This is a genomic window from Marinobacterium lutimaris (genome assembly GCF_900108065.1).
GTDB classification, from domain to species: domain Bacteria; phylum Pseudomonadota; class Gammaproteobacteria; order Pseudomonadales; family Balneatricaceae; genus Marinobacterium_D; species Marinobacterium_D lutimaris.
In genome coordinates, this window is record NZ_FNVQ01000001.1 from 1,821,716 (window position 1) to 1,847,537 (window position 25,822).

Annotated in this window: 21 protein-coding genes; 7 read left to right on the forward strand and 14 right to left on the reverse strand. The window is 57.7% G+C overall.

Annotated elements, in window-relative coordinates:
* Positions 1-103: 103 nt before the first annotated feature.
* The 5 genes from C4S72_RS08575 to uvrB form a co-directional block, all read right to left on the reverse strand.
* Positions 104-1,390 carry a TRAP transporter large permease gene (locus tag C4S72_RS08575; RefSeq protein WP_104002599.1) on the reverse strand — a complete coding sequence of 429 codons (1,287 nt, stop codon included), beginning with the start codon at positions 1,388-1,390 and terminating at the stop codon, positions 104-106.
* A gap of 18 nt (positions 1,391-1,408) precedes the next feature.
* A complete protein-coding gene (locus C4S72_RS08580) occupies positions 1,409-1,945 on the reverse strand; it encodes a TRAP transporter small permease subunit (RefSeq protein ID WP_200826700.1) in 537 nt (178 codons plus the stop codon).
* Between the two features lie 86 nt (positions 1,946-2,031).
* Positions 2,032-3,108, reverse strand: a complete 1,077-nt coding sequence (locus C4S72_RS08585; protein ID WP_104002600.1) for a TRAP transporter substrate-binding protein — start codon at positions 3,106-3,108, stop codon at positions 2,032-2,034.
* 315 nt (positions 3,109-3,423) lie between these two features.
* The gene (locus C4S72_RS08590; protein ID WP_104002601.1) at positions 3,424-5,274 is read right to left on the reverse strand and encodes a methyl-accepting chemotaxis protein; all 1,851 of its coding nucleotides are present in this window, start codon (positions 5,272-5,274) and stop codon (positions 3,424-3,426) included.
* A 182-nt stretch (positions 5,275-5,456) separates the two neighbouring features.
* A complete protein-coding gene (gene uvrB, locus C4S72_RS08595; protein WP_104002602.1) occupies positions 5,457-7,478 on the reverse strand; it encodes an excinuclease ABC subunit UvrB in 2,022 nt (673 codons plus the stop codon).
* A gap of 260 nt (positions 7,479-7,738) precedes the next feature.
* Between uvrB and C4S72_RS08600 the strand changes: the two genes are divergently transcribed.
* The 3 genes from C4S72_RS08600 to C4S72_RS08610 all read left to right on the forward strand — a co-directional run bounded on the left by C4S72_RS08600 (position 7,739) and on the right by C4S72_RS08610 (position 11,545).
* Positions 7,739-8,926: a pyridoxal phosphate-dependent aminotransferase gene (locus C4S72_RS08600; RefSeq protein WP_104002603.1), complete on the forward strand. Its 1,188-nt coding sequence runs from the start codon at positions 7,739-7,741 to the stop codon at positions 8,924-8,926.
* A 90-nt stretch (positions 8,927-9,016) separates the two neighbouring features.
* Positions 9,017-10,204 (forward strand): GGDEF domain-containing protein, encoded by a 1,188-nt coding sequence (locus C4S72_RS08605; protein ID WP_160115475.1) that lies wholly within the window; start codon positions 9,017-9,019, stop codon positions 10,202-10,204.
* A 30-nt stretch (positions 10,205-10,234) separates the two neighbouring features.
* Positions 10,235-11,545 (forward strand): TolC family outer membrane protein, encoded by a 1,311-nt coding sequence (locus C4S72_RS08610; protein WP_104002605.1) that lies wholly within the window; start codon positions 10,235-10,237, stop codon positions 11,543-11,545.
* Positions 11,546-11,548: 3 nt separating this feature from the next.
* On the opposite strand, the gene C4S72_RS08615 is transcribed toward C4S72_RS08610, so the two are convergent.
* The 7 genes from C4S72_RS08615 to C4S72_RS08645 all read right to left on the reverse strand — a co-directional run bounded on the left by C4S72_RS08615 (position 11,549) and on the right by C4S72_RS08645 (position 20,883).
* Complete coding sequence (locus C4S72_RS08615) at positions 11,549-12,334, reverse strand: hypothetical protein (protein WP_104002606.1); 786 nt, start codon at positions 12,332-12,334, stop codon at positions 11,549-11,551.
* A gap of 96 nt (positions 12,335-12,430) precedes the next feature.
* The gene (locus C4S72_RS08620; RefSeq protein ID WP_104002607.1) at positions 12,431-13,072 is read right to left on the reverse strand and encodes a hypothetical protein; all 642 of its coding nucleotides are present in this window, start codon (positions 13,070-13,072) and stop codon (positions 12,431-12,433) included.
* 28 nt (positions 13,073-13,100) lie between these two features.
* Positions 13,101-13,667: a dCTP deaminase gene (gene dcd, locus C4S72_RS08625; RefSeq protein WP_104002608.1), complete on the reverse strand. Its 567-nt coding sequence runs from the start codon at positions 13,665-13,667 to the stop codon at positions 13,101-13,103.
* 159 nt (positions 13,668-13,826) lie between these two features.
* Positions 13,827-14,924 (reverse strand): iron-sulfur cluster carrier protein ApbC, encoded by a 1,098-nt coding sequence (gene apbC / locus C4S72_RS08630; protein WP_104002609.1) that lies wholly within the window; start codon positions 14,922-14,924, stop codon positions 13,827-13,829.
* Positions 14,925-14,975: 51 nt separating this feature from the next.
* Entirely contained in the window at positions 14,976-18,476 is a 3,501-nt protein-coding gene (locus C4S72_RS08635) for an acyl-[ACP]--phospholipid O-acyltransferase (protein ID WP_104002610.1), read from the reverse strand.
* A gap of 40 nt (positions 18,477-18,516) precedes the next feature.
* Positions 18,517-19,605 (reverse strand): tRNA (uridine(54)-C5)-methyltransferase TrmA, encoded by a 1,089-nt coding sequence (gene trmA, locus C4S72_RS08640; protein ID WP_104002611.1) that lies wholly within the window; start codon positions 19,603-19,605, stop codon positions 18,517-18,519.
* A gap of 81 nt (positions 19,606-19,686) precedes the next feature.
* Entirely contained in the window at positions 19,687-20,883 is a 1,197-nt protein-coding gene (locus C4S72_RS08645; protein WP_104002612.1) for an HDOD domain-containing protein, read from the reverse strand.
* A gap of 194 nt (positions 20,884-21,077) precedes the next feature.
* On the opposite strand from C4S72_RS08645, the gene metG reads away from it, so the two are divergent.
* Complete coding sequence (metG, locus tag C4S72_RS08650; protein ID WP_104002613.1) at positions 21,078-23,114, forward strand: methionine--tRNA ligase; 2,037 nt, start codon at positions 21,078-21,080, stop codon at positions 23,112-23,114.
* 27 nt (positions 23,115-23,141) lie between these two features.
* Here metG and C4S72_RS08655 read toward each other — a convergent pair whose 3' ends face one another.
* On the reverse strand, positions 23,142-23,447 hold the full coding sequence (locus tag C4S72_RS08655; protein WP_104002614.1) for a DUF6482 family protein: 306 nt from the start codon (positions 23,445-23,447) through the stop codon (positions 23,142-23,144).
* Between the two features lie 139 nt (positions 23,448-23,586).
* Here C4S72_RS08655 and C4S72_RS08660 point away from each other — a divergent pair, with 139 nt between their 5' ends.
* Entirely contained in the window at positions 23,587-24,558 is a 972-nt protein-coding gene (locus C4S72_RS08660; protein WP_104002615.1) for a ketopantoate reductase family protein, read from the forward strand.
* A gap of 56 nt (positions 24,559-24,614) precedes the next feature.
* Positions 24,615-24,953, forward strand: coding sequence for a HopJ type III effector protein (locus tag C4S72_RS08665; RefSeq protein ID WP_104002616.1), 339 nt, complete (start codon positions 24,615-24,617; stop codon positions 24,951-24,953).
* On the opposite strand, the gene C4S72_RS08670 is transcribed toward C4S72_RS08665, so the two are convergent.
* A complete protein-coding gene (locus C4S72_RS08670; protein WP_160115476.1) occupies positions 24,950-25,513 on the reverse strand; it encodes a nucleoside deaminase in 564 nt (187 codons plus the stop codon). The genes C4S72_RS08665 and C4S72_RS08670 overlap by 4 nt on opposite strands.
* A 92-nt stretch (positions 25,514-25,605) precedes the next feature.
* Here C4S72_RS08670 and C4S72_RS08675 point away from each other — a divergent pair, with 92 nt between their 5' ends.
* Complete coding sequence (locus tag C4S72_RS08675) at positions 25,606-25,785, forward strand: hypothetical protein (RefSeq protein ID WP_104002618.1); 180 nt, start codon at positions 25,606-25,608, stop codon at positions 25,783-25,785.
* Positions 25,786-25,822: the final 37 nt, after the last annotated feature.

The window sequence follows — 25,822 nt, forward strand, 5'->3', positions numbered from 1 at the left end:
TTCAGGGTACTCAGGAAATAGTGACTCAGGAAATATGCTCCAGATACAGAGAAGCCGACTGCAGAGGCTCTGCAATCGGCTTCTGTAACAGCTGAGGTCGAGGTTATACCAGGCCGAACCAGCTCGGGAAGATCATGATCGCCAGTACGATCAGGATCTGGATGGCGATGAACGGCATCACACCCTTGTAGATATCCAGCGTCGTTACCTCTTTCGGCGCCACACCCTTGAGGTAGAAGAGTGAGAAACCGAACGGCGGCGTCAGGAAGCTGGTCTGCAGGTTCATGGCGATCAGGATCGCAAACCACAGCGGCGCAATACCGAGCACGTCGGCCACCGGCGCCAGAATCGGTACGATAATGAACGCGATCTCGACGAAGTCGATGAAGAAACCGAGGATCAGGATGGCAATCATCGACAGGATCAGGAAGCCCATAGCTCCGCCCGGCAGATCAGACAGCACCTCTTCGACGATGTAATCGCCGCCGGTGTAACTGAACGCCATGGAGAACGCGGTCGCACCCAGCAGGATAGCAAACACCATCGCGGTCACCTTAACGGTTTCGATGGAGGCATCCATCAGCATCCGGAAGCTGAACTGACGATACAGCAGCGCCAGGATCAGCGCGCCTACACCACCCAGAGCCGAAGATTCGGTCGGTGTCGCGATACCGGCAAAGATGGAACCCAGCACCACCAGCACCAGCGCCAGCGGCGGGATGATGGAAACAGCCGCTTTAACGTAGAACTGACGGCGGTTGAGGCTCTCGTCACGGGGAACCGTCGGCGCCATCTCCGGCTTCATCCAGGCAATCGCCAGAATGTAGACCAGGTATGCACCCACGAGTACAGCACCCGGGATGATCGCGGCCTTGAACAGATCGCCCACCGGGATACCCAGCACATCACCGAGAATAATCAGGATGATCGACGGCGGGATAATCTGCCCCAGCGTACCCGACGCACAGATGGTGCCGCAGGCCAGGCGCTTGTCATAGTCGTACTTCATCATCACCGGCAGCGAGATAAGACCCATCGCCACCACGGAAGCACCGACAACACCGGTGGAAGCAGCCAGCAGCGCACCCACCAGGACGGTGGAGATCGCCAGGCCACCACGGACGCCACCAAACAGCTGCCCCATGGACTCGAGCAGCTGCTCGGCCAAACGCGTGCGCTGCAGCACGATACCCATAAAGATAAACAGCGGAACCGCCATCATGGTGGTGTTTTCCATGATGCTCTGAATGCGGAACGGCATAAACGCGAACATATCCGGACCTTCGGCAAGTACACCGAAGATCAGGGCCACACCACCGAAGGTGTAGGCCACCGGAAAGCCGACCAGCAACATAAGCAGGGCGGCAAAAAACATGATAATACCGATCATTATCTCAACCCTGCCCGATTAATGCTGTACCGGTGTGTAGCCATCATCTTTCAGACGACCACTGAGAATATTGATCGACTTAAGCGCCAGACCAACACCACTGATAAAGTTGAAGAACATCGCGAACGGAATCACTGACTTGATGATCCAGCGGTTCGGCAGACCACCTGGGTCGCCGGAGCCTTCGCCCAGCTGGAAGGATTCACGTGCGAAATCGACGCCGTACCAGGCGACCAGCAGGCAGAACGGCATCAGCAGGACAAAGGTGCAGATCAGATCGATCCAGGCCCGGCGACGCACGCTGAGCTGATCGTAAATAACATCGACACGCACATGCCCACCCGCTTTCAGGGTAAACGGAATACCCAGCATGAACATCGCCGCGTAGAGATGCCATTCCATCTCCTGCATACCGATGTACACGGTATTGAAAATGTAACGCGAGGCAACATCAAAAAAGACGTTGAACAGCATCAGGATAAACAGTACTGCAGCAATCTTGCCGAGCAGATCGGAAAACCGATCAATCGTCTGTTGAAGACGTAGAAGGAACATGATTTTCAACCTCATGGACCGAGGATTAGGACCAGATAACAGGCAGAACCCCGCCCATCCGGGCGAAGCTCTGCTTGAGCGAGGCGTTACTCTGCCATGCTATTGAGGTAAGCGCGATCCGCAATGTCAGTCCAGACACGAATCTGCTTCAGGTAATCCGCCTGGGAGGTCAGGATTTCCTTGGCCAGCGGGTCTGCAGCAGCGGCTTCTTCCAGCAGTTCGTCATTAGCCTGCTTGATAGCGCCCATTACTTCCGGCGGGAAGGACTTAACCTGGATATTCGGGTACTCGTCGGTCATGGTCACCCAGTTTTCGGCAGACACATGGTGAGAGTTGATGGTCATATCGTAGGCAGAGACCTTCATCGCAGTCAGCAGGATCTTCTGCAGATCTTCCGGCAGCTTATCCATGGTGCGCTTGTTGATCAGGAACTGCAGCTCGGTGGCAGGCTCGTGCCAACCGGTGTAGTAGTACGGAGCGATCTTGTGGAAGCCCATACGCAGGTCCATGGCAGGACCGATCCACTCCAGCGCATCGATGGTGCCGCGCTCCAGGGAGGTGTACAGCTCACCCGGCGGGATGTTGGTCGGGCTTGCACCCAGCTTGGCCAGAACTTCGCCGGCAAAACCCGGGATACGCATTTTCAGACCCTGAAGATCTTCAACACTGTTGATCTCTTTGCGGAACCAGCCGCCCATCTGAACACCGGTGTTACCACCCGGTACAGAGATCAGGCCCAGAGGCTCGTAGACCTTCTGCATCAGCTCCATACCACCGCCGTAGTAGAACCAGCCGTACTGTTCAACAGCGGTCATACCGAAAGGCATGGTAGTGAAGTAAAGGGTGTTGGGGACCTTGCCCTTCCAGTAATAGGAAGCGGAGTGGCCCAGGTCATACTGACCGGCGCGTACCATATCGAATACGCCCAGCGGGGATTTGTGCTTGTTGGCGGTATCGATGGTGATCTGCAGACGCCCGTTGGACATCTCTTCGGCCAGCTTGGCCATCTCGCGGGCGGGTTCGCTGAAGGTGCCGAAGTTGGTCGGCCAGGTTTCGGCGAGCTTCAGGCGGTAGGTTTTCTCTTCAGCCTGAGCCGGGGCGATCAGAGCCGCAGCACATGCCGCAGCCGCAATCACTTTGCGGGCAAACGTCATTTTCAACATTATTCTTATATCCTTTTTGTATTGGGGATTCTCCAGATTCAGCATAGACGCTGATCCGAATGCTGACAGTTTCTCAACAGATGTCAGCCTTACCTATTCGCAGTTCCCCGCAACAGGCTCAGGAAGACTACGTAGCGTCTAAGTATTTTTACTTAGTTTCATCTAAGTAATAACAGCTAGGTAGGAAGAAGATATGACAGCGACGGAAAGCGCCCGGCTTACGCGCCATCAAGCTTAAACGGGGAATAATCCTGGACCATAAAAAAGGGCGCCCCTTGCGGAGACGCCCTTTTCGATAGCTTGATTAAAAGCAGATCAGCAGCGGAAGCGCGACGTCATGGTCTGCAGGTTATCCGCATGGCTCACCACCTCGGTGGAGAAGCCTCCGATCTCACGAGTACGCTCGGAACCGCGGGAAACGTTATCAAGCACCGCGTTCATGCTGTGGGCGATCGACTGGGCTGTCGCCGCAATCTGCTCGATGCTGGCTGCCTGCTGCTGGTTACGGTCGCTGACCTCGCCAAACAGTGAGCGGATCTGCTCCATCTCATGAATCGCCTCACCACCCTGGCTACGGCTCTCATTCACCTGATGCTGTCCATCCTCCATGGCGCGGAGGATCTGGTTCATCTGGCCCTGCATATTGTTGTTGATGTCGTTGATGCTGGAGGTGGCAGACACCGTTTTCTCCGCCAGAGAGCGCACCTCATCGGCCACCACGGAGAAACCACGTCCCGCCTCGCCGGCACGGGCCGCCTCGATCGCGGCGTTTAGCGCCAGCAGATTGGTCTGCTCGGCCAGGCCGTTGATCATATCGGTCACGCCATCGACACGAGAGGAAGCTTCGTTCAGCCTGTTCAGCTCATCGTGAATGCGGGCAAACAGCGCGGAGATCTGTTCCAGAGAGCCCAGCGCTCCGGTAATCACTGCACCGCCTTTCTCGGTGGCGGCTTCCGCCTCACCGGACAAGCGGTTGGTCTCTTCGGACGCATTGGCCATTTCAGCCACGGTCTGGCTGATCTCTTCAGCCGCCGCCGCCACAGATCCGGTTTCAGACTCGGTCTGTTCACTTTCGGCGATCTGCGTCTTCAGCGTATCGCTGAGTTCGGTGGACATATGCTGTAGCTGGGAGCTGCTCTCTTTAACACTGTTAAGCACCGAGCCGAGCTGTTCATTCAAGTGGTTAACGGCAACACCAAGACGATCAAACTCATCCTGACGACCTTCGCTGACCGGCAGACGCAACTCCAGATCCCCTGCTGCCACCTTCTCCAGCGATGTAACGGTGGTGTTCAGCGCAGTGGTAGAACGCTTCAGCGTCAGCATCAACAGCAGCAGTACCGCCGCAGCGACACCGATACCGGCGATCAGGATGGTGGTGCGGGCGGTCTTGCTGGCACTGTCGGCATCGTTTCGTGCCTGCTCCAGCTGCGCCAGAACCTGTTCGAAACGCTGGTCAACCTGCTGGTTGAACTGCTTCAGCTGGGCCTCGGCGCTGACCGCCTCCTGGTTCTGGTGCTGAATCAGCGAGATCAGCGCTTCCACCTCGGTGGCGATCTCTTCCAGCGGCGCATCAAAGGTATCAACAAAGTCCAACTCGACCAGCGTCTGTCGCAGCTCCGACTTGGCAGCGCGAAACGCATCAAAAGACTCAGGAGAGCGCTGCTCGATCAACGCGGCAATACTATCCTGCATCTTCTGGAACGGCTTGCGCATAAAGGAGAACAGCGTCTCGAGAAACTCGGCCTGACGATCGGCGACTACTTTGCGCTGACCTTCAGCGTTGTTGTTACCGATCGCCTGGGCGTCTTTAATCACCGCGCTTTGGGAGACAAGCCAGGTGTCCAGTGTGGCATCCAGCTCTTCTGCGCCCCTCATGCCCTGAGCGCTGAGACCACCAAGGATACGATCCTGGGTCGCCTGGAACTCTGGCAGCGCCGCTTCGGCAGCTTTTCCGGAAAGGCGGGAAACGGTAGAGACTTCGGACCGCAGACTACTGAGATCGATCACCCAGCGGCCCAGAGTATCTACTCTTTCGGCGGCCCGGGACTGACTGTTGAGCGAGGAGATGGAGAGGAAAATCAGAGCGGCGAAACCGACAACCGTCAGTACGACCACGAGCATGAGGTTCTGCTTGAACCCCAGCTTGAAGCGGGAGAGTGACATCCTATGTTTCCTTGTAATCGTTATATCCAGCGATACGTCGGCCCCCTGCCGCCCTTAACTTTGCCCTGCGCCATGCAGCCTGGGGGAAAACCGACTGTAACTATATCGACATCATCCGCTAAGACTTTAGTACCACCTCTGTCGCAAAACAACCCCAAAAATATTGCAACTTGCTGATTTAATTACTCCGGAAGGGAGGCGTGTTTGATCCGTTCAAGCTCGTCACGCAGCTGCGCCGCTTTCTCAAACTCCAGGTTACGCGCCGCTTCGTACATCTGGTCTTCAAGCTGGTTGATCGTTTTGGCCAGCTCCTTGGTACTCATGCCGCGCTCATCCACCCGGTATTCCGCGGCCGGCTCTGCCGCCTTGCGCGCCCCACGGGAACTCTTACGACCCGGCACGGCACTGGCGCCCTCCATGATATCGGCCACCGATTTAACGATCCCTTTAGGCGTAATACCGTGCTCTTCGTTGTGGGCGATCTGCTTTTCACGACGCCGCTCGGTTTCATCCATGGCCCGCTGCATGGACCCGGTGATGCGATCAGCATAGAGAATGGCGCGGCCATTAACGTTACGGGCGGCACGACCGATGGTCTGGATCAGCGAGGTATCGGAGCGCAGGAAGCCCTCCTTGTCGGCGTCGAGAATCGCCACCAGCCCCACCTCGGGCATATCGATCCCTTCACGCAGCAGGTTGATACCGACCAGCACATCGAACTCACCGATACGCAGGTCACGGATAATTTCGACACGTTCCACCGTATCGATATCGGAGTGGACATAACGCACCCTGACATCATGCTCGGCGAGGAACTCGGTGAGATCTTCCGCCATACGCTTGGTCAGCACGGTGACCACTACACGTTCACCACGGGCCGCCACCAAACGGATCTCAGCAAGCAGGTCATCGACCTGGGTAGACGCCGGACGCACCTCAACAATGGGATCGACCAATCCAGTGGGACGCACCACCTGCTCGGCGATCTGCTCGGCGTGTGCAGCTTCATATTTACTCGGTGTCGCCGAGACAAAGATCATCTGCGGCGCCAGCCGCTCCCACTCTTCAAACTTCAGCGGCCGGTTATCCAGCGCCGACGGCAGACGGAAGCCATACTCCACCAGCGTCTCCTTGCGGGAGCGGTCGCCACGGTACATGGCGCCCAGCTGCGGAATGGTGACGTGGGATTCGTCGATAATGACCAGCGAATTATCCGGCAGATATTCAAACAGTGTCGGCGGTGGCATACCGGGGCCACGGCCGGAAAGATAGCGCGAGTAGTTCTCGATGCCGGAACAGTAGCCCAGCTCCAGGATCATCTCGATATCGTAGAGGGTACGCTGCTCAAGGCGTTGAGCTTCAACCAGCTTGTTATTCTCGCGCATCTGTTCAAGACGCTCGCGCAGCTCCTCCTTGATCTTATCCACCGCTTCGAGCAATACCTCACGCGGCGTCACATAGTGCGTTTTCGGATAGATGGTGGCCCGGGGCACCTTGCGCAGCACCTCACCGGTGAGCGGATCAAAGTGGCTGATCTGCTCGATCTCGTCATCGAACAGCTCGATACGGATCGCCTCGACCTCCGATTCCGCCGGAAACACATCGATGACGTCGCCACGCACCCGGTAGGTGCCACGGTGTAACTCCACGTCATTGCGGGTGTACTGCAGCTCCGCCAGCCGTCTTAGCAGACCACGCTGATCGATGCGGTCGCCGCGATCCAGGTGCAGCATCATCGACAGGTAGGACTTGGGATCGCCCAAACCATAGATCGAAGACACCGTCGCCACGATGATCGCATCCTCGCGCTCCATCAGGGCCTTGGTGGCGGAGAGACGCATCTGCTCGATGTGATCGTTGATCGAGGCATCTTTCTCGATAAAGGTGTCGGATGAAGGAACGTAGGCTTCCGGCTGGTAATAGTCGTAATAGGAAACGAAATACTCCACCGCGTTATCCGGGAAGAATTCGCGAAACTCCCCGTACAGCTGCGCCGCCAGTGTCTTGTTGTGGGCCAGAATAATGGTCGGACGCTGCACCGCGGCAACCACGTGAGCCATGGTGAACGTTTTGCCGGAACCGGTAACACCGAGCAGGGTCTGGGCCGCCAGCCCCGACTCCAGACCATCGACGAGCTTGGCGATCGCCTTGGGCTGATCGCCCGCCGGTTCAAATGCCGAGCTAACCTTGAATCTTGTCTTCATCCTTCTATCCTGCAATCGAGCGAACCGGGAAGTATAACGCGCCGCCGGGGGCTAAAGCATTCCGTTTACGGACGAGCCAGTGAATTACCCGACCGGTGATAGGGCAGCGCAAGTTTCCTATCATCAACTTTTTTCACCATCAGCGCCAAAATACGCCTTTTTAGGTCGCACAGGGATTCAGAGTCACCTCCGAATACTGTATGCTCCTAACGCATTTGCCATGTACATTTCAGGCGCTGACAGCAATAGAGGAATCAAGCTTGGACGTGCAACTTTCCAACCGCGTAAACAGCATCAAACCTTCTCCCACACTGGCGGTAACCAACCGTGCAGCTGAACTGCGTGCGGCAGGCCAGAACATTATCGGCCTGGGCGCAGGAGAACCGGATTTCGATACCCCCGATCACATCAAACAGGCAGCGATTGACGCCCTGAACAGCGGCTTCACCAAGTACACCGCTGTCGATGGTACTCCCGCGCTGAAAAAGGCGATTATTGCCAAGTTTGAAAACGAAAACGGCCTGAAGTACGAAGCCAATCAGATTCTGGTTTCCTGTGGCGGCAAACAGAGCTTCTTCAACCTGTCTCTGGCCCTGCTGAATGCCGGCGATGAAGTGATCATCCCTGCACCTTACTGGGTTTCCTACCCGGATATGGTGAAAGTGGCCGATGGTGTGCCGGTCATTCTGACCACTACCCAGGAGCAGCGCTTCAAGATCACTCCGGCGCAGCTGGAAGAAGCGATCACCGACAAGACCCGCCTGGTGGTACTGAACAGCCCGTCCAACCCGACCGGCGTTGCGTACACCGAAGAGGAACTGAAAGCTCTGGGTGAAGTGCTCAAGCGCTACCCGAACGTGCTGATCGCCACCGACGACATGTACGAGCACATCCGTTTCACCGGCAAGCCGTTCTGCAACATCGTGAACGCCTGCCCGGAACTGTATGAGCGCACCATCGTCCTGAACGGCGTATCCAAGGCTTACTCCATGACCGGCTGGCGTATCGGTTACGCAGCAGGCCCGGCCAAGCTGATCGGCGCGATGAAGAAGATTCAGTCGCAGAGCACCTCCAACCCCACTTCTATCTCCCAGGTTGCCGCCCAGGCCGCACTGGAAGGTTCTCAGGAGTGCGTCGAAGAGATGGTCAAGGCATTCAAAGAGCGTCACGACTACGTGGTCAGCGCCCTGAACGCCATCGAAGGCGTTGAGTGCATCGAAGCGGACGGCACGTTCTATGCCTTCCCGAGCTTCCAGAAAGTGATCGACTCCCGTCCGGAGTTTGAAGACGATATCGCTTTCGCCGAGTTTCTGCTGATCGAAGCAGGCGTCGCCCTGGTTCCTGGTTCCGCCTTTGGCGCACCGGGCAACCTGCGCCTCTCCTTCGCTACCAGCCTGGACACCCTCAAGGACGCGATCGGACGCATCTCCACAGCACTGGCAAAGTAATGCTGTTGTGATGGAGAAGTGATGGAGTAGCGATCCAACAGCGGCGGACACCCTGTCCGCCGCTTCCCTTTCATGGAAAGGAGATCCAGCGTGAAAACCCGCATAGTTGCTGAACTGTTCTCCCCAAGCCTCCTGCCCGTCGCACTGCTAAGCAAAGGCCACATCAAGTGGGCCAACGCGAGCTTCGAATCGATCCCCGCCGACATCCGCAGCCAACTGATCAAACAGGAAAAAGTGCTGGTGCATGATTACCTGTTCGAACGCCTCAGCTGCGATGAGCGCGAGCTTCTGATCGGCACTCCCTTTGTCAGCACCCAGCACGAACGCAAACTGATCCGCGAACTGCTGCCAGCCCTCGCCACCGGCGGCGATCCCTGGCTCACCTGCGCCCGTGTACTCGGACCGATGATCGGCAAATCGGAGCTGGTTGCAGTAAAGCACCAGAGCGAAGATGCGGACGAACTGCTCGGTCACTGGTATGACGGCGACACCCTGCCGCCACGACGCCTGACATCGGAACACGCCATCGCCGAGAAGGTTTATGCCGCAAAAGATGATCGACTGCTGTTCGCCAACCCTGCACAGGAGTATCCCGAGGACTCCCTGGTCGCCGATAGCAGACCGCTCTATTTCGCCAGCCAGCGCGTCGATAGCAACGATAAACCGCGCGGCTACCTGGCACTGCTTGAATCGGGCAATATCGATGCCCTGGCCGAGAACCTGCGCCTGTTGCAACTGGCCGGTGATGTGCTGGCGGGCCACTTTGCCAGCGAGCCCGAAGCCCTGCCGGAAAGCGACGACGAGCAGTTACACCCCAGAGACGAGCTAACCGGAGTTCCGGGCCGCTCCGCCTTTGACGCCGCGCTCGAAAAAGCCGAGCTGCGTTATCTGCAGACCGAGAAAAACTGCGAAATGGCGATGCTCGATATCAATGGCCTTTCAGCCATCAACAACCTCAAGGGGATCGAATACGGTGACCGGGTACTGAAGCTGCTCGCCAAGGGCCTCAAGTCGATCTGCCGCAGCGGCGACCGGGTATTTCGGTTCGGCGGAGATGAGTTTGTGCTGCTGATGCCGTTCGGCAAACATGCACCACCACTAATAAAACGCCTGAAGCAGGTAGAATCACAGCTGCGTAAGGACACCGGCATCGAGACATTCAGCCTCGCTTACGGCATTTCCAGCCTGTCAGAAACCCAAGGCAGCAGCGACGACCTGATGCTACTCTGTGATCGAAGACTTCGAGACTCCAAGGCGGAGCAACGCAAAGAGACCTAGACTCAAGCGACACTTACAAAGGGCGTATTGATGAGAATAAGGAAAAGAATCTCTGCTGTAGGTATCTGTTTCACACTCGCAACCGCCCCGGCCAACGCCGGCGCTCTTTTGGATCTTTACCAGAAAGCACTGGATGCTGATCCTCAACTTAAGTCGGCCCAGGCCACCTTCGAGGCGGACTCTGAAGTATCCACCCAGGCAAGATCAGGCCTGCTACCCCAGGCAAACCTCAACGCCAACACTGCCCGAACCGATAACCGCGACTTCGACGGCAACACCCACGGCTATACCCTGTCACTATCACAGCCGCTGTTCGACGCCAGCGCCTGGTTCATCTTCCGCCGCGGCCAACTGCTCGAAGAGCAGGCTCAACTCACCTTTGCACTGGCCCAGCAGGACCTGATCCTGCGATCCATCGACGCCTATCTGGGCGTACTGCGGGCACAGAGCACCCTGGATTTGGCCCAAGCGCGGGAGCGCGCCCTGTCACGGCGCCTGGAGCAGGTTCAGGCGCAGTTCGACGTGGGATTGATAGCGGTGACCGACGTACTCGATGCCCAGGCCTCCTATGATGAGGCCGCCGTGCAGCTTATCGACGCCCAGGGCGCACTCAGCAACAGCTTCGAGGCCCTTGAACGCCTGGCCGGCAGCCCACTCGACAGCATTCAGCCACTGGACCAGGACTATCCGATTCAGTCGGTTGAACCCACGGATCCGACCGCCTGGCTCGATCGCGCCTTTGAAGGCAATCTCACCTACAGAATAAGCCAGTACGACAGCCAGGCTGCCAGACGCTCGCTGCAGGCAGCCCGCTCGGAGCACCTGCCGAGACTGACGGTAGAGGCACAAAGCGGCGAAACCACCGAACGTGGCGATTGGGACGACAACAACAGCATCGCCCTGAGGCTGTCGGTACCACTCTATGCCGGCGGCTCAACCAGCTCCGGTGTACGCGAAGCCGACCAACGCAACCGCGCCGCCCTCTTCAACCAGGAGGACCAGCGCCGCGCCCTGACATTACAGACCCGTTCATTGCTACGCGACCTGAACACCAGCGTCGAAAGCGTCAAGGCTCGGGCGCAGAGCATCAAATCACGGGAAACCGCGCTGCAGGCGAATGAAGAGGGTTTTTCGGTAGGTACACGCAACGTGGTCGACGTACTGGATGCAGAAAACGCGCTGTACCAGGCACTGCTGGACTACGCCAACAGCCGATACGACCACATCACCACGCTGTTTGAATTTAAGCAGACAGTGGGCAGCCTGAGCCCAGAGGACCTTATCGCTCTGGACCAGTGGCTGACCTACGCAGACATGAGTAGCGGAACGGCTACCCAGTAAGCGTCAGTGAACGGTGGGGTTGTCCTCTTCGGCTTCCGACAGCAGAGGCTGCCCCTCGCCATCATGACCGATGGCGCCCACCTCGACACCACGCTCCAGCAACTGCTGAACCAGCATCTCGGTCAGGTGCGCACTGATGATCATGCCGGCAGGCGGATCACCCTCGAACAGATCGTCATCAAGCAGATCATCGCCGCGCAAGCCGAGTAACAGCGGATTTTCCACTAACAGCGGAGCGAGTTCATCCGGCGTGAAGATGGCATGATCCGAGGCCACCATCAGCGCCAGCTGATAGGCATCATGCGGACCATCTTCAAGCCGCTCGACATAGGCTTTTTCGGCCAGATGAAACAGGTCGCTGAGATGGCTGCGACCGCGCTTGGGTGCGAACTCACCGGCTTCGGTATAATCGACCCCATGCACCGCGGGCACCGAGTCCAGCTCATGGGCGTCCACCAGCACCCGCCCTTCGGAATCCACCTCAAGCCAGTTGCGATTGACCGCCACCGCCAGCAGACCCTCGAGGGCCGCCGCAACGATGTTGCTGGTGACGATAGCACCGACACAAGGATTGGGCCGCTCTCGATCCACGTCGATCAGATCACTGGCCCTGGCGGAGAGCAGTTTTGGATCTTCGTCGATCAGCGCAGCCAGCTCTTCGCCGGACAGCCAGAGACATTCGTTACAGACGCGATGGGCAGTGAGGTAAGGTTCAGTCTCGCCCTGGTCAACCATGACCTGAACATATTCGATACGAACCTTTTCCAGCAGTTCGGCTAACCGACTCATACCGCTCCTCCTGGAGAGATGGGAACACAGAAACAGGCACCGAGCCTTTAATAGTAATCGTCCCGGCGATAATTGCACGCATCGCCGGGCAGGCAATCAGTGAATAGTAATACCGATCGGCTGCACACGATCCTTCATGTCATCGAAGGCGTGACGCAGATGCGACAGCGGCATCAGGCCGAAATCGATCGGATCCGTCGGCAGCTCGTACCAGTCCAGGGACCAGATACGAGTCATCAGCTCGTATTCGCCGATCAGCGCATCAAGCAGAATCATGACCGCTTCGACACGGGCATCCATCTCGAGAATTTTCGGTGCGTCGCGCAGGTAAACCGCCAACTGCAGCTTGCCGTTCAGCTGCCGCAGGGAGCACCAGAATTCATCGATTTCGCACAGCTCATCGCCCATATTGACGAACGCCGGCACGGGATCGTAGCGCTCATTAAAGGCGCGGAAGCTGATGCCGGACAGATCCGGCGCAGCGCCGACCAGTGACAGCACAGCATGGATCGACTCCGGGTAGCCATCACAGCCAAACACCATCTCGACCGGCCCCTCTTCCGACTCCTTTTCGAAGTGGAAGGTCAGATTGCGGTCGATCTTCTGCAGGCTGGAACGATAGGCGTTCAGCAGCGCATCTGCTTCGAAATGCGCATCCTGCTGACTGGCCAGCAACTGATCGAGCGTCTGCTCGACGTGCTGCCAGAAGTCTTCTATCTGCTTGTGGCTATAGGTCATAAAGTCTGTGCTAATAGGGTGAATTGTCTCAGGTACGGGGAACGACGACGCCGGTCTGCCCCTGATACTTACCCTTGCGATCGAGATAAGAGGTTTCGCACACTTCGTCGGCCCCCAGGAACAGCATCTGGGCAACACCTTCGTGGGCGTATATTTTTGCCGGCAGCGGCGTGGTGTTGGAGAACTCCAGCGTCACATGGCCTTCCCACTCCGGCTCCAGCGGCGTGACGTTAACGATGATGCCGCAACGAGCATAGGTGCTCTTGCCCAGGCAGATCGTCAGCACATCGCGGGGGATGCGGAAGTACTCAACAGTACGCGCCAGCGCGAAGGAGTTGGGCGGAATGATGCAGACATCGGATTTCACATCGACAAAACTCTTCTCATCGAAGTTTTTCGGATCGACGATGGAGGAGTTGATGTTGGTGAAGATCTTGAACTCGTCCGCACAACGCACGTCATAGCCGTAACTGGAAGTGCCATAGGAGACGATGGGTTGATCGTTGACCCGACGCACCTGTCCCGGTTCGAACGGCTCGATCATCTTCTTTTCTTCCGCCATGCGGCGAACCCAGCTATCTGACTTAATGCCCATGTTTTCCTTTACGCGCTACGAACTTGTTTAAATATTAGCGCTGCATTCTACAGCGCTTTGGGACGCCAACGCCAGCGCCGGGACGGGCCTGAAAGCTCTCGTCCGGCGCTGGCGTCGCAATTGCGATTGAGCAAAAGCAGTGAATCGGCGAAAACTGAATCAGTCGCCGAAGATCTGGATTTTCGGGCCTCGCGGCGTGCTGCCTACTTTTCTCACCAGGCAGGCCGACAGACGCGCGGCGATCTCGAGGTAGCGCTTGGCGTGGGCACTTTCCGGATCGGAGACAACACTGGGCTTACCACCATCCGACTGTTCACGGATCGCCAGCGTCAGCGGCAACTGGCCCAACAGTTTGCAGTCATAATCCTGGGACAGCTTCTCGCCGCCGCCAGCACCGAAAACCGCCTCTTCATGGCCGCAGTTACTGCAGATATGAGTGCTCATGTTCTCGACCACGCCCAATACGGGGATATCGACCTTGCGGAACATCTCAATCCCCTTACGGGCATCCAGCAACGCAATATCCTGGGGAGTGGTGACGATCACTGCTCCGGAAACCGGCACGCGCTGGGACAGGGTCAGCTGGATATCGCCGGTTCCCGGCGGCATATCGATCAGCAGGTAGTCGAGATCATTCCACTTGGTCTGGTTCAGCAACTGCTGCAGCGCGCCGCTGACCATGGGGCCACGCCAGACCATGGGCGTATCGTCATCCACCAGGAAGCTCATCGACATTACCTGGACACCGTGACTCTCCACCGGCAGGAAGAACTTGTCATCTTCAGCGGTCTGCGGACGCGTACCTGAAGGTACACCCAGCATCATGCCCTGGCTCGGGCCATAAATATCGGCATCAAGCACACCCACACGTGCGCCCTGAGCCTTGAGCGCAAGCGCAAGGTTTGCGGTAGTAGTGGACTTGCCCACCCCACCCTTGCCGGAGGCTACGGCGATAATATTGCGCACACCCGCAAGGCCAGGCAGCTGTTTTTCAGAGCCGGTCGCTTTGATCTTCTGCTGTACATCGATGCTCACATCAGTGACACCACAGCTGCGCTTCAGCTCTTCGGCAAGCGCATCTTTCAGAGCCTGATGCTCGCACGCAGCTGCATAGGGCAACTCCAGCGCGACTGTGAGCTTATCTCCGGACAGCTCCACCTGGCGAACCACGCCGGCATCACCCAGCGACTGTTCCAACCAGGGGTCGACCCAGGCATCTACACAACGCCTGATGGCGTTCGGGTCCAGCTCTGACATGCAATTATCTCCAATACTCTACGGCTAAAAACATACCTTTATACTCAGGTATTATGTCGAATCCGTCTGGCACAAGTCCAGCGCCAGCGCACGGGCAGTGCAGAAATCCGGCTTGCCGCTTCCCAGATAAGGAAGCTCCGGCACCGCTAACACCACGCCCGGTAACATAAGTGCGGGCATACCGCCGTTTCTCAACCTTGCCGGCACTTCATCGGCCTCATCCGACTCAACCAGCAGCACCACCTGCTCCCCTTTACGACTATCCGGTATCGCGGTGGCGATCAGCCCCGTTTCCGCGCCAAGGATCGAACGCGCCTTCTCCTCTAACGCGCCGAGGGAGATCATTTCACCACCCACTTTCACAAAGCGGGAGTAACGGTCGATCAGGGTCAGGAAGCCATCCTCGTCAAGCCGACCCTTGTCGCCGGTGACGTACCAGCGCAGGCCATCCTGCTCGATGATCACGTTCGCGGTGCGTTCCGGGTCGTCCAGGTAGCCCTGCATAATCTGGGTACCGCCGATCAGCACCATGCCTGCCTCGCCCTCCGGCAGCGGCTCAAAAGACTCCGGATCCACCACTCGAAACCAGGAGCCCGGCAGAGGCATTCCCACCGTGCCATCCTTGTTGCCGACCTGCAGCGTCCAATAATTGGTATCCAGGTAATCAGGCAGGTTTACGCTGGCCACCGGCGTAGTTTCGGTACAGCCATAGCCCTCGAGTACTTTTTTACGAAAGCGGGTTTCAAACGTTTCCCTGACCCTGGGAGACAGCTTTTCCGCCCCTGCCACCACCAGGCGCAGCGACTCGAACATCGACGGCATCACCTTCGGGTTGCGGGCGTAGAGACGCAGAAAGGTACTGGTCCCGCAAAGCAGTGTCGCCTGCCAGCGGGCCGCCGCCTTGGCGACATTGACCGCATCAGTGGGATCGGGATGACAGACCAGAGGCACCCCCTCGATCAGCGGCATCATGGTGGTCGCCGTCAGGCCAAAGGCATGAAACGTAGGCAGGGTACCCAACACGCAGTCATCCTCTCGGATATTAAACACGTCGGCGATCTGCTTGACGTTGGCAAGGATATTACGATGGCTCAGCATCACCCCCTTGGGCGTCCCCTCACTGCCGGAGGAGAACAGAATCGCGGCGGTATCATCCAGCGAAGCACCGCCGCCGTAGCGGAACTTAACCCACCAGAGCGGCACCAGCCGCAGTGAGACCAGGGTAGACAGCGCTTCCAGCTTGCCAATCGACTTGCGCACTTTTTCCAGCTCGATCACTTCAAGCTGCTCAAGCAAGGGCTGCATATCCAGTCCACGCTGCTTGAGCTTTTTCAGGAACTGAGAGGACGTCACCAGCACCTTCAGATCGGCCCGCTCGGCGCATTTTTTCAGCACATCCACCGGTGCCGTGTAGTTCAGCGGCACCAGGGTTTTGCCCGCCATCAACAGCGCCAGGTTACCAATAACACCACCGGGCGCTGCCGGGAGCAGCACGCCCACTCGCTGCCCCTGACAGCGTCGCAGACGGCGCGAAAGCAGCACCGATCCCGTCAACACACGCAGATGAGACAGCGCAGGGCCGTCCAGATCGGTCAGTGCCCAGTCGGTGGGCGCCGCCCGCGCCGTGGAAATAAACGCACGCGGTAAAGATTCCAGGCTATCGGTGTAACGCGCCCAGGCGCTGATAGACAGTTCTGAGACAGCAGAACGCACGCTGACGGCATCGCTACCCAGCGGCATCGGCGCGCCAAAAGCGACAATCACGTGACGTCGCCAGCCCGCCCGGCGCGTCATCTTGGGACGAGCGTTAGAGCGGGAAAAGCGACTGCCCCAGAGGCCACGCAGGTAAAATGGAATGATGCAGGCATCGCTTTCCAGCGCCACCTCTGCTGCGCGTTCGAAACCACGCTTGAAAGGCGCCAGCTGGCCGCTGTGGCTGATCGCTCCCTCTGGAAAGACACACACCACCTTGCCTTGACTCAACAACTCGCCAACCCGCTGCATCGCCTCCCGACTGCCGGTCGAAGAGACGGGAATCACCCGGTAGCAGTCGAGCAACCATCGGAGGTACCAGCGCTCATAAAGGGAGCGCTCCATCACGAAGTGTACGTGGCGCGGGCAGGCAAACTGCACCATCGCCCAATCCAGCCAGCTGATATGATTCCCCAGCAACAAGGTACCTGTGCCATCCCGCGGCAGGTTTTCAAAACCAAGCACCTTCATCCGGTAGCGGTGGAGCATCGTGCGTACCAGCAGCCTCAACATCGCCTCGGGCATCCTGATCACCGCGAGTACCGCCGCCACAGACGCCGCCAGCGCCAGCACTACCAGCAGGCTCCGCGCAGGCACCTCGAGATAGGCGCTGACCACGGTAGCCACCAGACAGAAGAACATCGCCAGGTTCTGCAGGAAGTTATTCCCGGCCAGAATCGCCCCACTCTCCCCCTCCGGCGCGTGAAACTGTATCAGGGCATTCAACGGCACGATGCTGAGGGCGCCGCCAAAACCAACGGCAAAGAACAGTATTCCCGCCTGGAAGAGCGAGCTCGATGCGGGCAGAAACAGCAGGCCCAGAGCGACAAATGCGGCCCCCAGAGGGATCAGCCCCAGGTTGATATAGTGCCGTGACAGACGCGCCACCAGCATAGAACCGAGCAGAATACCGACACCGGCCAGCGCCATCGCCCCCTGGATCAGAAAGGTGTTTAACTCACCCAGGTGCGCCTTCACGTAAGCGGGATAGACCGCCACCATCACCTGACTGATCGACCAGAACAGCGCCAGGCCCATCACGGACCAGAATATCGGCCGATGCCCGGTGATCCGCTTCAGGTTGGTTCTGAGCAACTGGCCGCGCAGGTACGCGCCTCGATCCAGGCGCAACTGAGGCCGGTCCGTCCCCTGACCGAGTTTCAGCGCCAGCAGCCACTCCACACAGGCCAGCGCAACCAGCAGCCAGCCCAGAGGCGCTATCTGCCGCAGAACTTCCGCCGGCGTATTCTCGACTACTGCCGTCAACTCCAGCCGCGATTCGAACAGCAGCGAAAACAGTACAATGGCGCCCAGGATCGAGATGATTGTCGCCGCCTGAACCCAGCCATTGGCGCCACTGAGATTATCCGAGCCCACCAGCTCGCGGATATATCCATATTTGGCCGGCGAATAAAGTGCGCTCTGCATCGCAAGCAGAAAAGTCATCACAAAGGCAGGTACAAACCAGCCCTGATAGTAACAGAGGGTGATTGCCAGGGTCAGTACGATGGCTGCGGCAGCCGAGGTCCGGATCACCCGGGGCTTGGCAAAGCGGTCGGAGAGGAACCCCGCCGGGGTAAACAGCAGGATAAAAGGCAGCAGAATCAGCGCGTTCACCACCGCCGTCAGTAACACCTGTTCAGGCCCATCATAGGCCTTGAACAGGGTGTTCTGGATCAGGATCTTGTGACCCAGATCCAGGGTGGCATTAAGAAAGGCAACGGCAATGAAGGGGAGAAAACCGGCTATACGCCAGAGGGGTTTATCCTTTGTCTCCTGATGACGGCTACCGGATCTCATGCCCCCTCCCTTGGTTTCTTTGCGGGCCGCTGTTCAGTACTTAGCGCCGCGTCAGATAGACACCGCACTCCAGGTGGTCGGTATAGGGAAACTGATCGAAGATCGCGAATCGCTCAATCCTGTGGGTGCGAGTGATATCCCTCAGGTTCTCTTTTAATGTCTCCGGGTTACAGGAAATATAGAGGATATGTTGATATTCAACTACCTGGGACACAGTCTCATCATCAAGACCGGCCCGCGGCGGGTCAACCAGCACGGTGGTGAAATCACACTCTTCCAGCGCCAGCCCCTGCACTTTGCGGGTTTCCTTTTTGCCCTTGAGCACCAGGGAAAGATCCTCTGAGGGCATACGCAGCACATCGATATTATCGATACCGTTCTGCTCAATATTAAAACGGGCCGAACGCACCGATTCCTTGGATATCTCGGTAGCCACCACGCGACGGAAGTTCTGCGCCAGCGGCAGTGTAAAATTGCCGTTTCCACAGTAAAACTCCACCAGATCGCCCCCGGCGTCGCGGCTGGCATCCAGCGCCCAATGAATCATCTGCCTGCAGACTTCGGCGTTAGGCTGGGTAAAGCTGTTTTCGGTCTGTTTGTAGCTGTACTCGCGGCCGTCAATATCCAGCTTTTCGATGACAAAGTCGTTATCGAGCACGATTTTGTTTTTGCGCGAACGACCGATGATATCGATACCAAAACGCTCACGCAGCGGGCGCACAGCCTCAATCCACTCATCACCGATGGCACGGTGATACAGCAGACTGACCAGCAGTTCGCCGGAAAGGGTACTGAGGAAATCGATCTGGAACAGTTTGAAGCGAAGCTTGGGATCCGGCCGGATCGCATCCAGCAGCTCGAACATCACATTATGGATCCGCTCGGACACCATGGGGCACTCGTCGATGCGGATCTTCGCATGCTTGTCGCCCGGCTCGAACATGACATAGTAGAGATCATCTCCCTCATGCCAGACTCGAAACTCAGCCCGCATTCGGTAATGGGAGGTCGGCGACCGGTAAAGATCGATTTCGGGCAGCTCAAACTCGGCAAAATCGCGGCTTATACGCTCGCGTTTCGCGGCTAGCTGGCTTTCGTACTGGGCAGGCTCAACCTTGGGCAGGGGCATGGGGTCCTCGACAGACAGGCAAAACAGGCGGCGATTCTATCAGCCGCCCCCCGGTGTCTCCAACCGCTTGCTGCTGTCGTTTTACGGGTAACGTTCGGCAAACTGCTCCGCCAGCTCTTCCCAGTGCGCACGACGGTCCATCTCGCCGATCTGATCCAAGTAGCCGGTCGACAAACGCCCTGCAAGATTACAAAGCGCCTTGTTTTTAACCCCTTTGAGCAGCGCATCCGAGACATGGACTGCGGCCAATGCGGTGTAGGAGGTGTCGTCCGACGCCTGAGGCACGTGATGATAGAGCACAGCGCGCACCGTGCGCGGTGACACGCCCCAGCGATTGAGAATCGCCGCCCCCATCTCGCCCCGGGTCAGGTTGTATTCCAGCTTTTCCACCGCATAGATCGGCTGCCGAAGTACCGCGGCACGCTCCATCACATGAAAATAGCGCTGTGGATCAAGGCTGACCAGGGCTCGACCACCGATATCCAGAAAGAAGCCCGCGGCACAGGCGCTGATCGAATGAACACGGTCAGAGGCCACGGTTTTTGCCACCTGTTCAGCAAATTTGCCGCACTTCAACGAGCGCTGCATCGATGCATCGAACGAAAAGCCATCGAAACCTTCTGGCTGCGGCAGGATATTCTGCACATGCACCAGGATGCAGAGGTCGCGAAACGTCCTCAGCCCCACCAGTTTGACCGCATCAGCGGCACTGAAAACCAGGTTTTTACTGCCAAAAAGTGGATTATTGACCAGCGCCATCACCGCTTTCATATACTCGAGCTGCCCCTTGAACAGGGGCGCGACCATCGCAGCGTTGTCATTAATGCGCGAATCGATCATCGCATTGAGTGCATCGATCTTGGCGGGCAGCGGCGGAATATCATTCAGGAAAGCAGACACACTATCGAACTTGCGGGCATAAATTCTGCTTTTAACGTTCTGGGCGCGTTCAATGGCATGGGACACCTGAGCCGGATCGCATTGCGCTGACAGAGCGGTATCGACGACATCGTTAGCCTCGGTGATGTAGCGAGCGCTGGGCGACCAGGAGAGCAGAATTCGCACCAGGTCAGGCCTTGCATCGGCTATTTTTCGGGCAAAACTGAGCGCCTTCAGGTTATCTCCCTCAACCCGCAGGAGCACCGCATCGACCGAGCCTGCAAGGATCTGATCCAGCAGTTTCTCTTCGCTGGCCGCGGGCCTGCAACGCCAGTCGGAAAGATCCAGCGGGTCGAATAATGTCTCGTCGATATAATCCAGATAAACCAGTGTCGCCATCGCACATCCCTGCTTCAGGACAAAAAACTAATTTAGGGTAAATAAACTAACCGCGAGCACCTGTCCACCAGGGATGCCCGTTACCTGCGATGTAAAGGACTGCTTCTACAGGCCAATACCTTCATAAACCACGCAAACCGGCGTAGAATCATGCGCCTTGAATTCTACTCCATGAACAGGTTTTTGAGCGTCCGATGACCGACAGCAAGCGCAAAATACTCGTTACCAGTGCCCTGCCCTATGCCAACGGCCCTATCCATCTGGGTCATCTGGTGGAATATATCCAGACCGACATCTGGGTTCGCTTCCAGAAACAGCGCGGCCACCAGTGTACCTATGTCTGCGCTGACGATGCCCACGGCACACCGATCATGCTCAAGGCCAACCAGCTGGGGCTGACGCCGGAAGAACTGATCGCCAAGGTCAGCAACGAGCATCAGCGCGACTTCGCCGGTTTCATGGTTGGCTTCGACAACTATTACTCTACCCACTCGGAAGAGAACCGGGAATTCGCAACGCTGATTTATCAGCGCCTGCATGATGCCGGTCACATTGCCCGCCGCACCATCACTCAGGCGTTCGACCCTGAGAAGAAGATGTTCCTGCCGGACCGTTTCATCAAGGGTGAATGTCCGAAGTGTGGTGCTGCTGACCAGTATGGCGACTCCTGCGAAGCCTGCGGCGCGACCTACCAGCCCACCGAACTGAAGAATGCCTACTCCGCCATCTCCGGTGCCACTCCGATCGAGAAGGACTCCGAGCACTTCTTCTTCAAGCTGGGCGACTTCGAAGACTTCCTGAAGTCCTGGGTCAGCGAGCATGTGCAGACACAGATGATCCACAAGCTTAACGAGTGGTTTGAATCCGGCTTGCAGCAGTGGGACATCTCTCGTGACGCACCCTACTGGGGCTTTGAAATCCCGGGCGCCGAAGGCAAGTACTTCTACGTCTGGCTGGATGCGCCGATCGGCTACATGGCCAGCTTCAAAAACTGGTGCGACCGCAACGGCGTTGATTTCGACGAGTACTGGAAACCAGGCACCGACGCCGAGCTGTACCACTTCATCGGCAAGGATATCGCCTACTTCCACACCCTGTTCTGGCCGGCGATGCTGCAGGGTGCCGGTTTCCGCACGCCGACCGGCGTATTCTGCCACGGCTTCTTGACCGTTAACGGCCAGAAGATGTCCAAGTCTCGCGGTACCTTCATCATGGCGGAGACCTACCTCAAGCACCTGCGCCCGGAATACCTGCGCTACTACTTTGCCGCCAAGCTTGGCTCCGGCGTCGATGATATCGACCTGAGCCTGGAAGATTTCCGCTTCCGCGTGAACTCCGACCTGGTCAACAAGGTGGTCAATATCGCCAGCCGCTGCGCCGGCTTTATCCAGAAGAAATTCGACGGTGAACTGGACAGCGAGCTGACCAACGCGGCGCTTTACAACGAAGCAGTCGCCGCCGGTCGCAGCATCGCCGACGCCTACGAGAAGCGCGAGTACGGCCGCGCCATGCGTGAAATCATGCACCTGGCTGACAAGGCCAACCAGTACATCGATAACGCCGAGCCCTGGGTATTGGCGAAGCAGGAAGGCCGTGAGTCCGAAGTTCAGGCCTGCTGCACCCTGGGTATCAACCTGTTCCGCGTGATCATCAGCTACCTGGCGCCGATCCTGCCGAAAGTTGCCGAAGATACCGCTGAGTTCCTTAACATCGACGGTTTTGCCTGGGATGCCATCGAGAAGCCTCTGCTTGGCCACAAGATCAACAAGTTCAAGCCACTGATGCAGCGCGTTGAGCCGGAAGCGATCGAAAAGGTGATCGAGGATTCACGCCAGAATCTCGAAGCGGCTCAGCAGACTGCTCCGAAAAAACAGGCGGAAAAACCGGCCAAGGAAGCGATTGCCGACACCATCGAGTTTGCGGACTTCGCCAAGGTCGATCTGCGTGTAGCGCGTATCGCCAAGGCAGAACACGTTGAAGGCGCAGACAAACTGCTGCGACTGACGCTGGATCTTGGCGACGAGACCCGCAACGTCTTCGCCGGCATCAAGTCCGCCTACAAACCGGAAGATCTGGAAGGCAAGCTGACCGTTATGGTAGCCAACCTGGCGCCGCGTAAAATGAAGTTCGGCATGTCTGAAGGTATGGTGCTGGCAGCCGGCCCCGGCGGCAAAGACCTCTGGATCCTTGAACCGCACGAAGGCGCACAACCTGGCATGCGGATCATGTAACGCACTCTGCCCTCCAGAAAAGACCCGCTAGGAAAGATCCTGATCCGGGTTGAGCAGCTTCACCTGAAGTGGCTCAACCCGGCCTGACGGCATCCCGATCATCTCGTTATAGGCAGATTCCTGCAGCAGCCAGGTGTCGGTGATCCTCAACCCCTTGAAGGGCTTTTTCGCATCCAGCTGATTGCGAAACTTCAGCGGCAGACCTGAGGCATCACATACCGTAAACCGCCCCTCCTCCATCTCGACCTCCGTCAGGTAAAGACTGTTTTCAAACGAGCGTAGAAATAGACGCTGCACCTTTCCTGCAATTAACTGCTCCAGGGTGATTTTCATAACTGCATCTCGCCTCTGAGGTTGATCCAAGCACCGTTTTTAGGCTGAATACGGCCCCATGACGAAAACGGTTCTTCCTGCACGCCAGGCGACAACCAGACCTGGCACCCGGAACCCACTCAAGAGGGAACTTCAAGGCATGAAATTTCTGATCCTCGGTGCTGGCGGCATCGGCTGCTACTACGGCGCTCGTCTGCTTGGAGCGGGCCATCAGTGCACCTTCGTCGCGCGAGGCGCCCACCTGGCAGCGATGCAACAGAACGGGCTTGAGGTCCGCCATAGCGACTACCATTTCAACGCCGCCGTTGATGCCATCGCCATGGAAACACTGACCGCTGAGCGCCACGCCGATGACTATGATCTGGTGCTGTTCTGCCTCAAGGGTGGCGCAACGGCAGAAACCCTGGAGCAACTTGGGGCCTGGTTAAGCGACAGCAGCCTGGTACTGCTCTCACTGCAGAACGGCGTGGATAATGAACCGCTGATCGCGGAAAAGATTGGCGACGCACGAACACTGGGCGGTCTCGCTGTGCGTATCGGTGGACATATTCTCGAGCCAGGCGTCATTGAAGCCACTGGCCCTGCACAGATCGTTATGGGGGCCTGGCCCGACAGCGCCGCACAGCCCTCGACCGACACCTTCGCAGAGAAGTTATCCCTGCTTTTCAACGAAGCCGGCATCCCCACTCAGGTCAGCCCGGATATCCGCTACGAGCTGTGGCGCAAACTGCTGATCAACAACAGTATGAACCCGCTTTCAGCCCTCACCGGACGCGATACCCGCAGCCTGACATCGGATCCTGTTCTGCGCCCTATCATCCACGCACTGATGACCGAAACAGCCACCGTGGGTATCGCCGACGGCGTCGCGCTTGGGGAAAAGGATGTGGAGGAGATGTTCGAGCTGATCTGCGGCTTCGATGCGATCAAGACCTCGATGCTGGTTGATCGCGAGAAAGGCCGGCCACTGGAGCTGGAAGGTATCTCCGGCGCCGTGCTCTCTCGCGCCGCGAAACGGGGAATAAACACGCCGCTGACGGCCCTGATTCACCGCCTGCTGGAACTGAATATCGGCAGCGCCGAATTACTAACCTCACTCAAGAGCCACTGACAACGCTTAACAAGCACTGACAACCTCACACTGACAACACCGAATAAGGATTAATGATGACACCGGAACAGCTGGTAGAAGCCCTGAAAAACGATCAGGCAGTAGAGTTTGAAGACAGCATGCAGGTAATCGACGAGCATTTCGATTACACCCCCGCCGCCTTCAAAAATGGCGACCAGGAAAACGAAGCGGGTCAGAATGCCGGCTCCTGCAAAATCCTGGCCTTCGGCCAGTTGATGGAACTGAGCGAAGAGCAGACCCTGCGCTGCTTCGGCCGTTTCTATCAGGACGTGCTGGGCACCCCTGAAGGCGAAGACCACGGCAACATCCGCAACTTCATGAAGACAGGCTGGAGCGGCGTAGCCTTCGACAGCACGCCGCTGGTGCGACGCTAACTGGCGCGCTGATGCATCAGCTCTTCGCGATGAGCCTGGAGTCCCGCCCGGCTCAGTTGCCGCGCCAGCTCACGCAACGGCGCACTGACATCGGCACGACGGAAACGGCATAGCTGGGCGAGCTCTCTCAACGCCGGCGGCAGGTGATCCCGGAGATGCGCCATGCCGCCCTCGCCATCCTCAACCAGATAGATAATTTCACCGATACCAGCGTACAGCGCACGACTCAAACACATGGGACAGGGCTCAAGCGTGACAAGTAGACTGAGCGTCTGGCTTGGCGGCTTGTTCTCCCTGGCCTCCAGCTGATCGAACACCCGCATCTCCGCATGAGCAGCCGAATCGAAACGCCCACTGAGCACTTCATTACCGGACTCTGCCCACACCCTGTGGCGATCATCCATCACCAGCGCACCCACACCATAGGTTCCCGCCAGGAGCGACTGCAACGCCAGCTCGCAGGCATGCATAGCCTGGGCTTCATCCCTGAACCTTAGGTCCGGTTCCAGCCCTTCGAACTGCGACCTCAGCTCTGCTGCAAGGGTATCCGATATATCCATATTCATCTCCCGGTGGCACTCTTCACAGATTTGAAACTATCCTGATGTCAGGACCAATGTAAATAAGAAAAAATCGCCATCGGAGAGAGAACATGACCACTGAAAAAGAATGGCATGGCCATGAACGCAGGCATACTCCGGACCGCAGAGTGCAGCACGAGCGCAGGGAAGAGATTAGGTTTGAGCCGGGCAAAAAGGATCGCCGGCATAACCGTGGACGCCGCAGCGGTGACTCAGACCTCTGGGAAAAGGCGATGCGCGAAGACGACTGATTTTTTGCCAAGCCCGTTCTGCCGCATCTGCTAATTT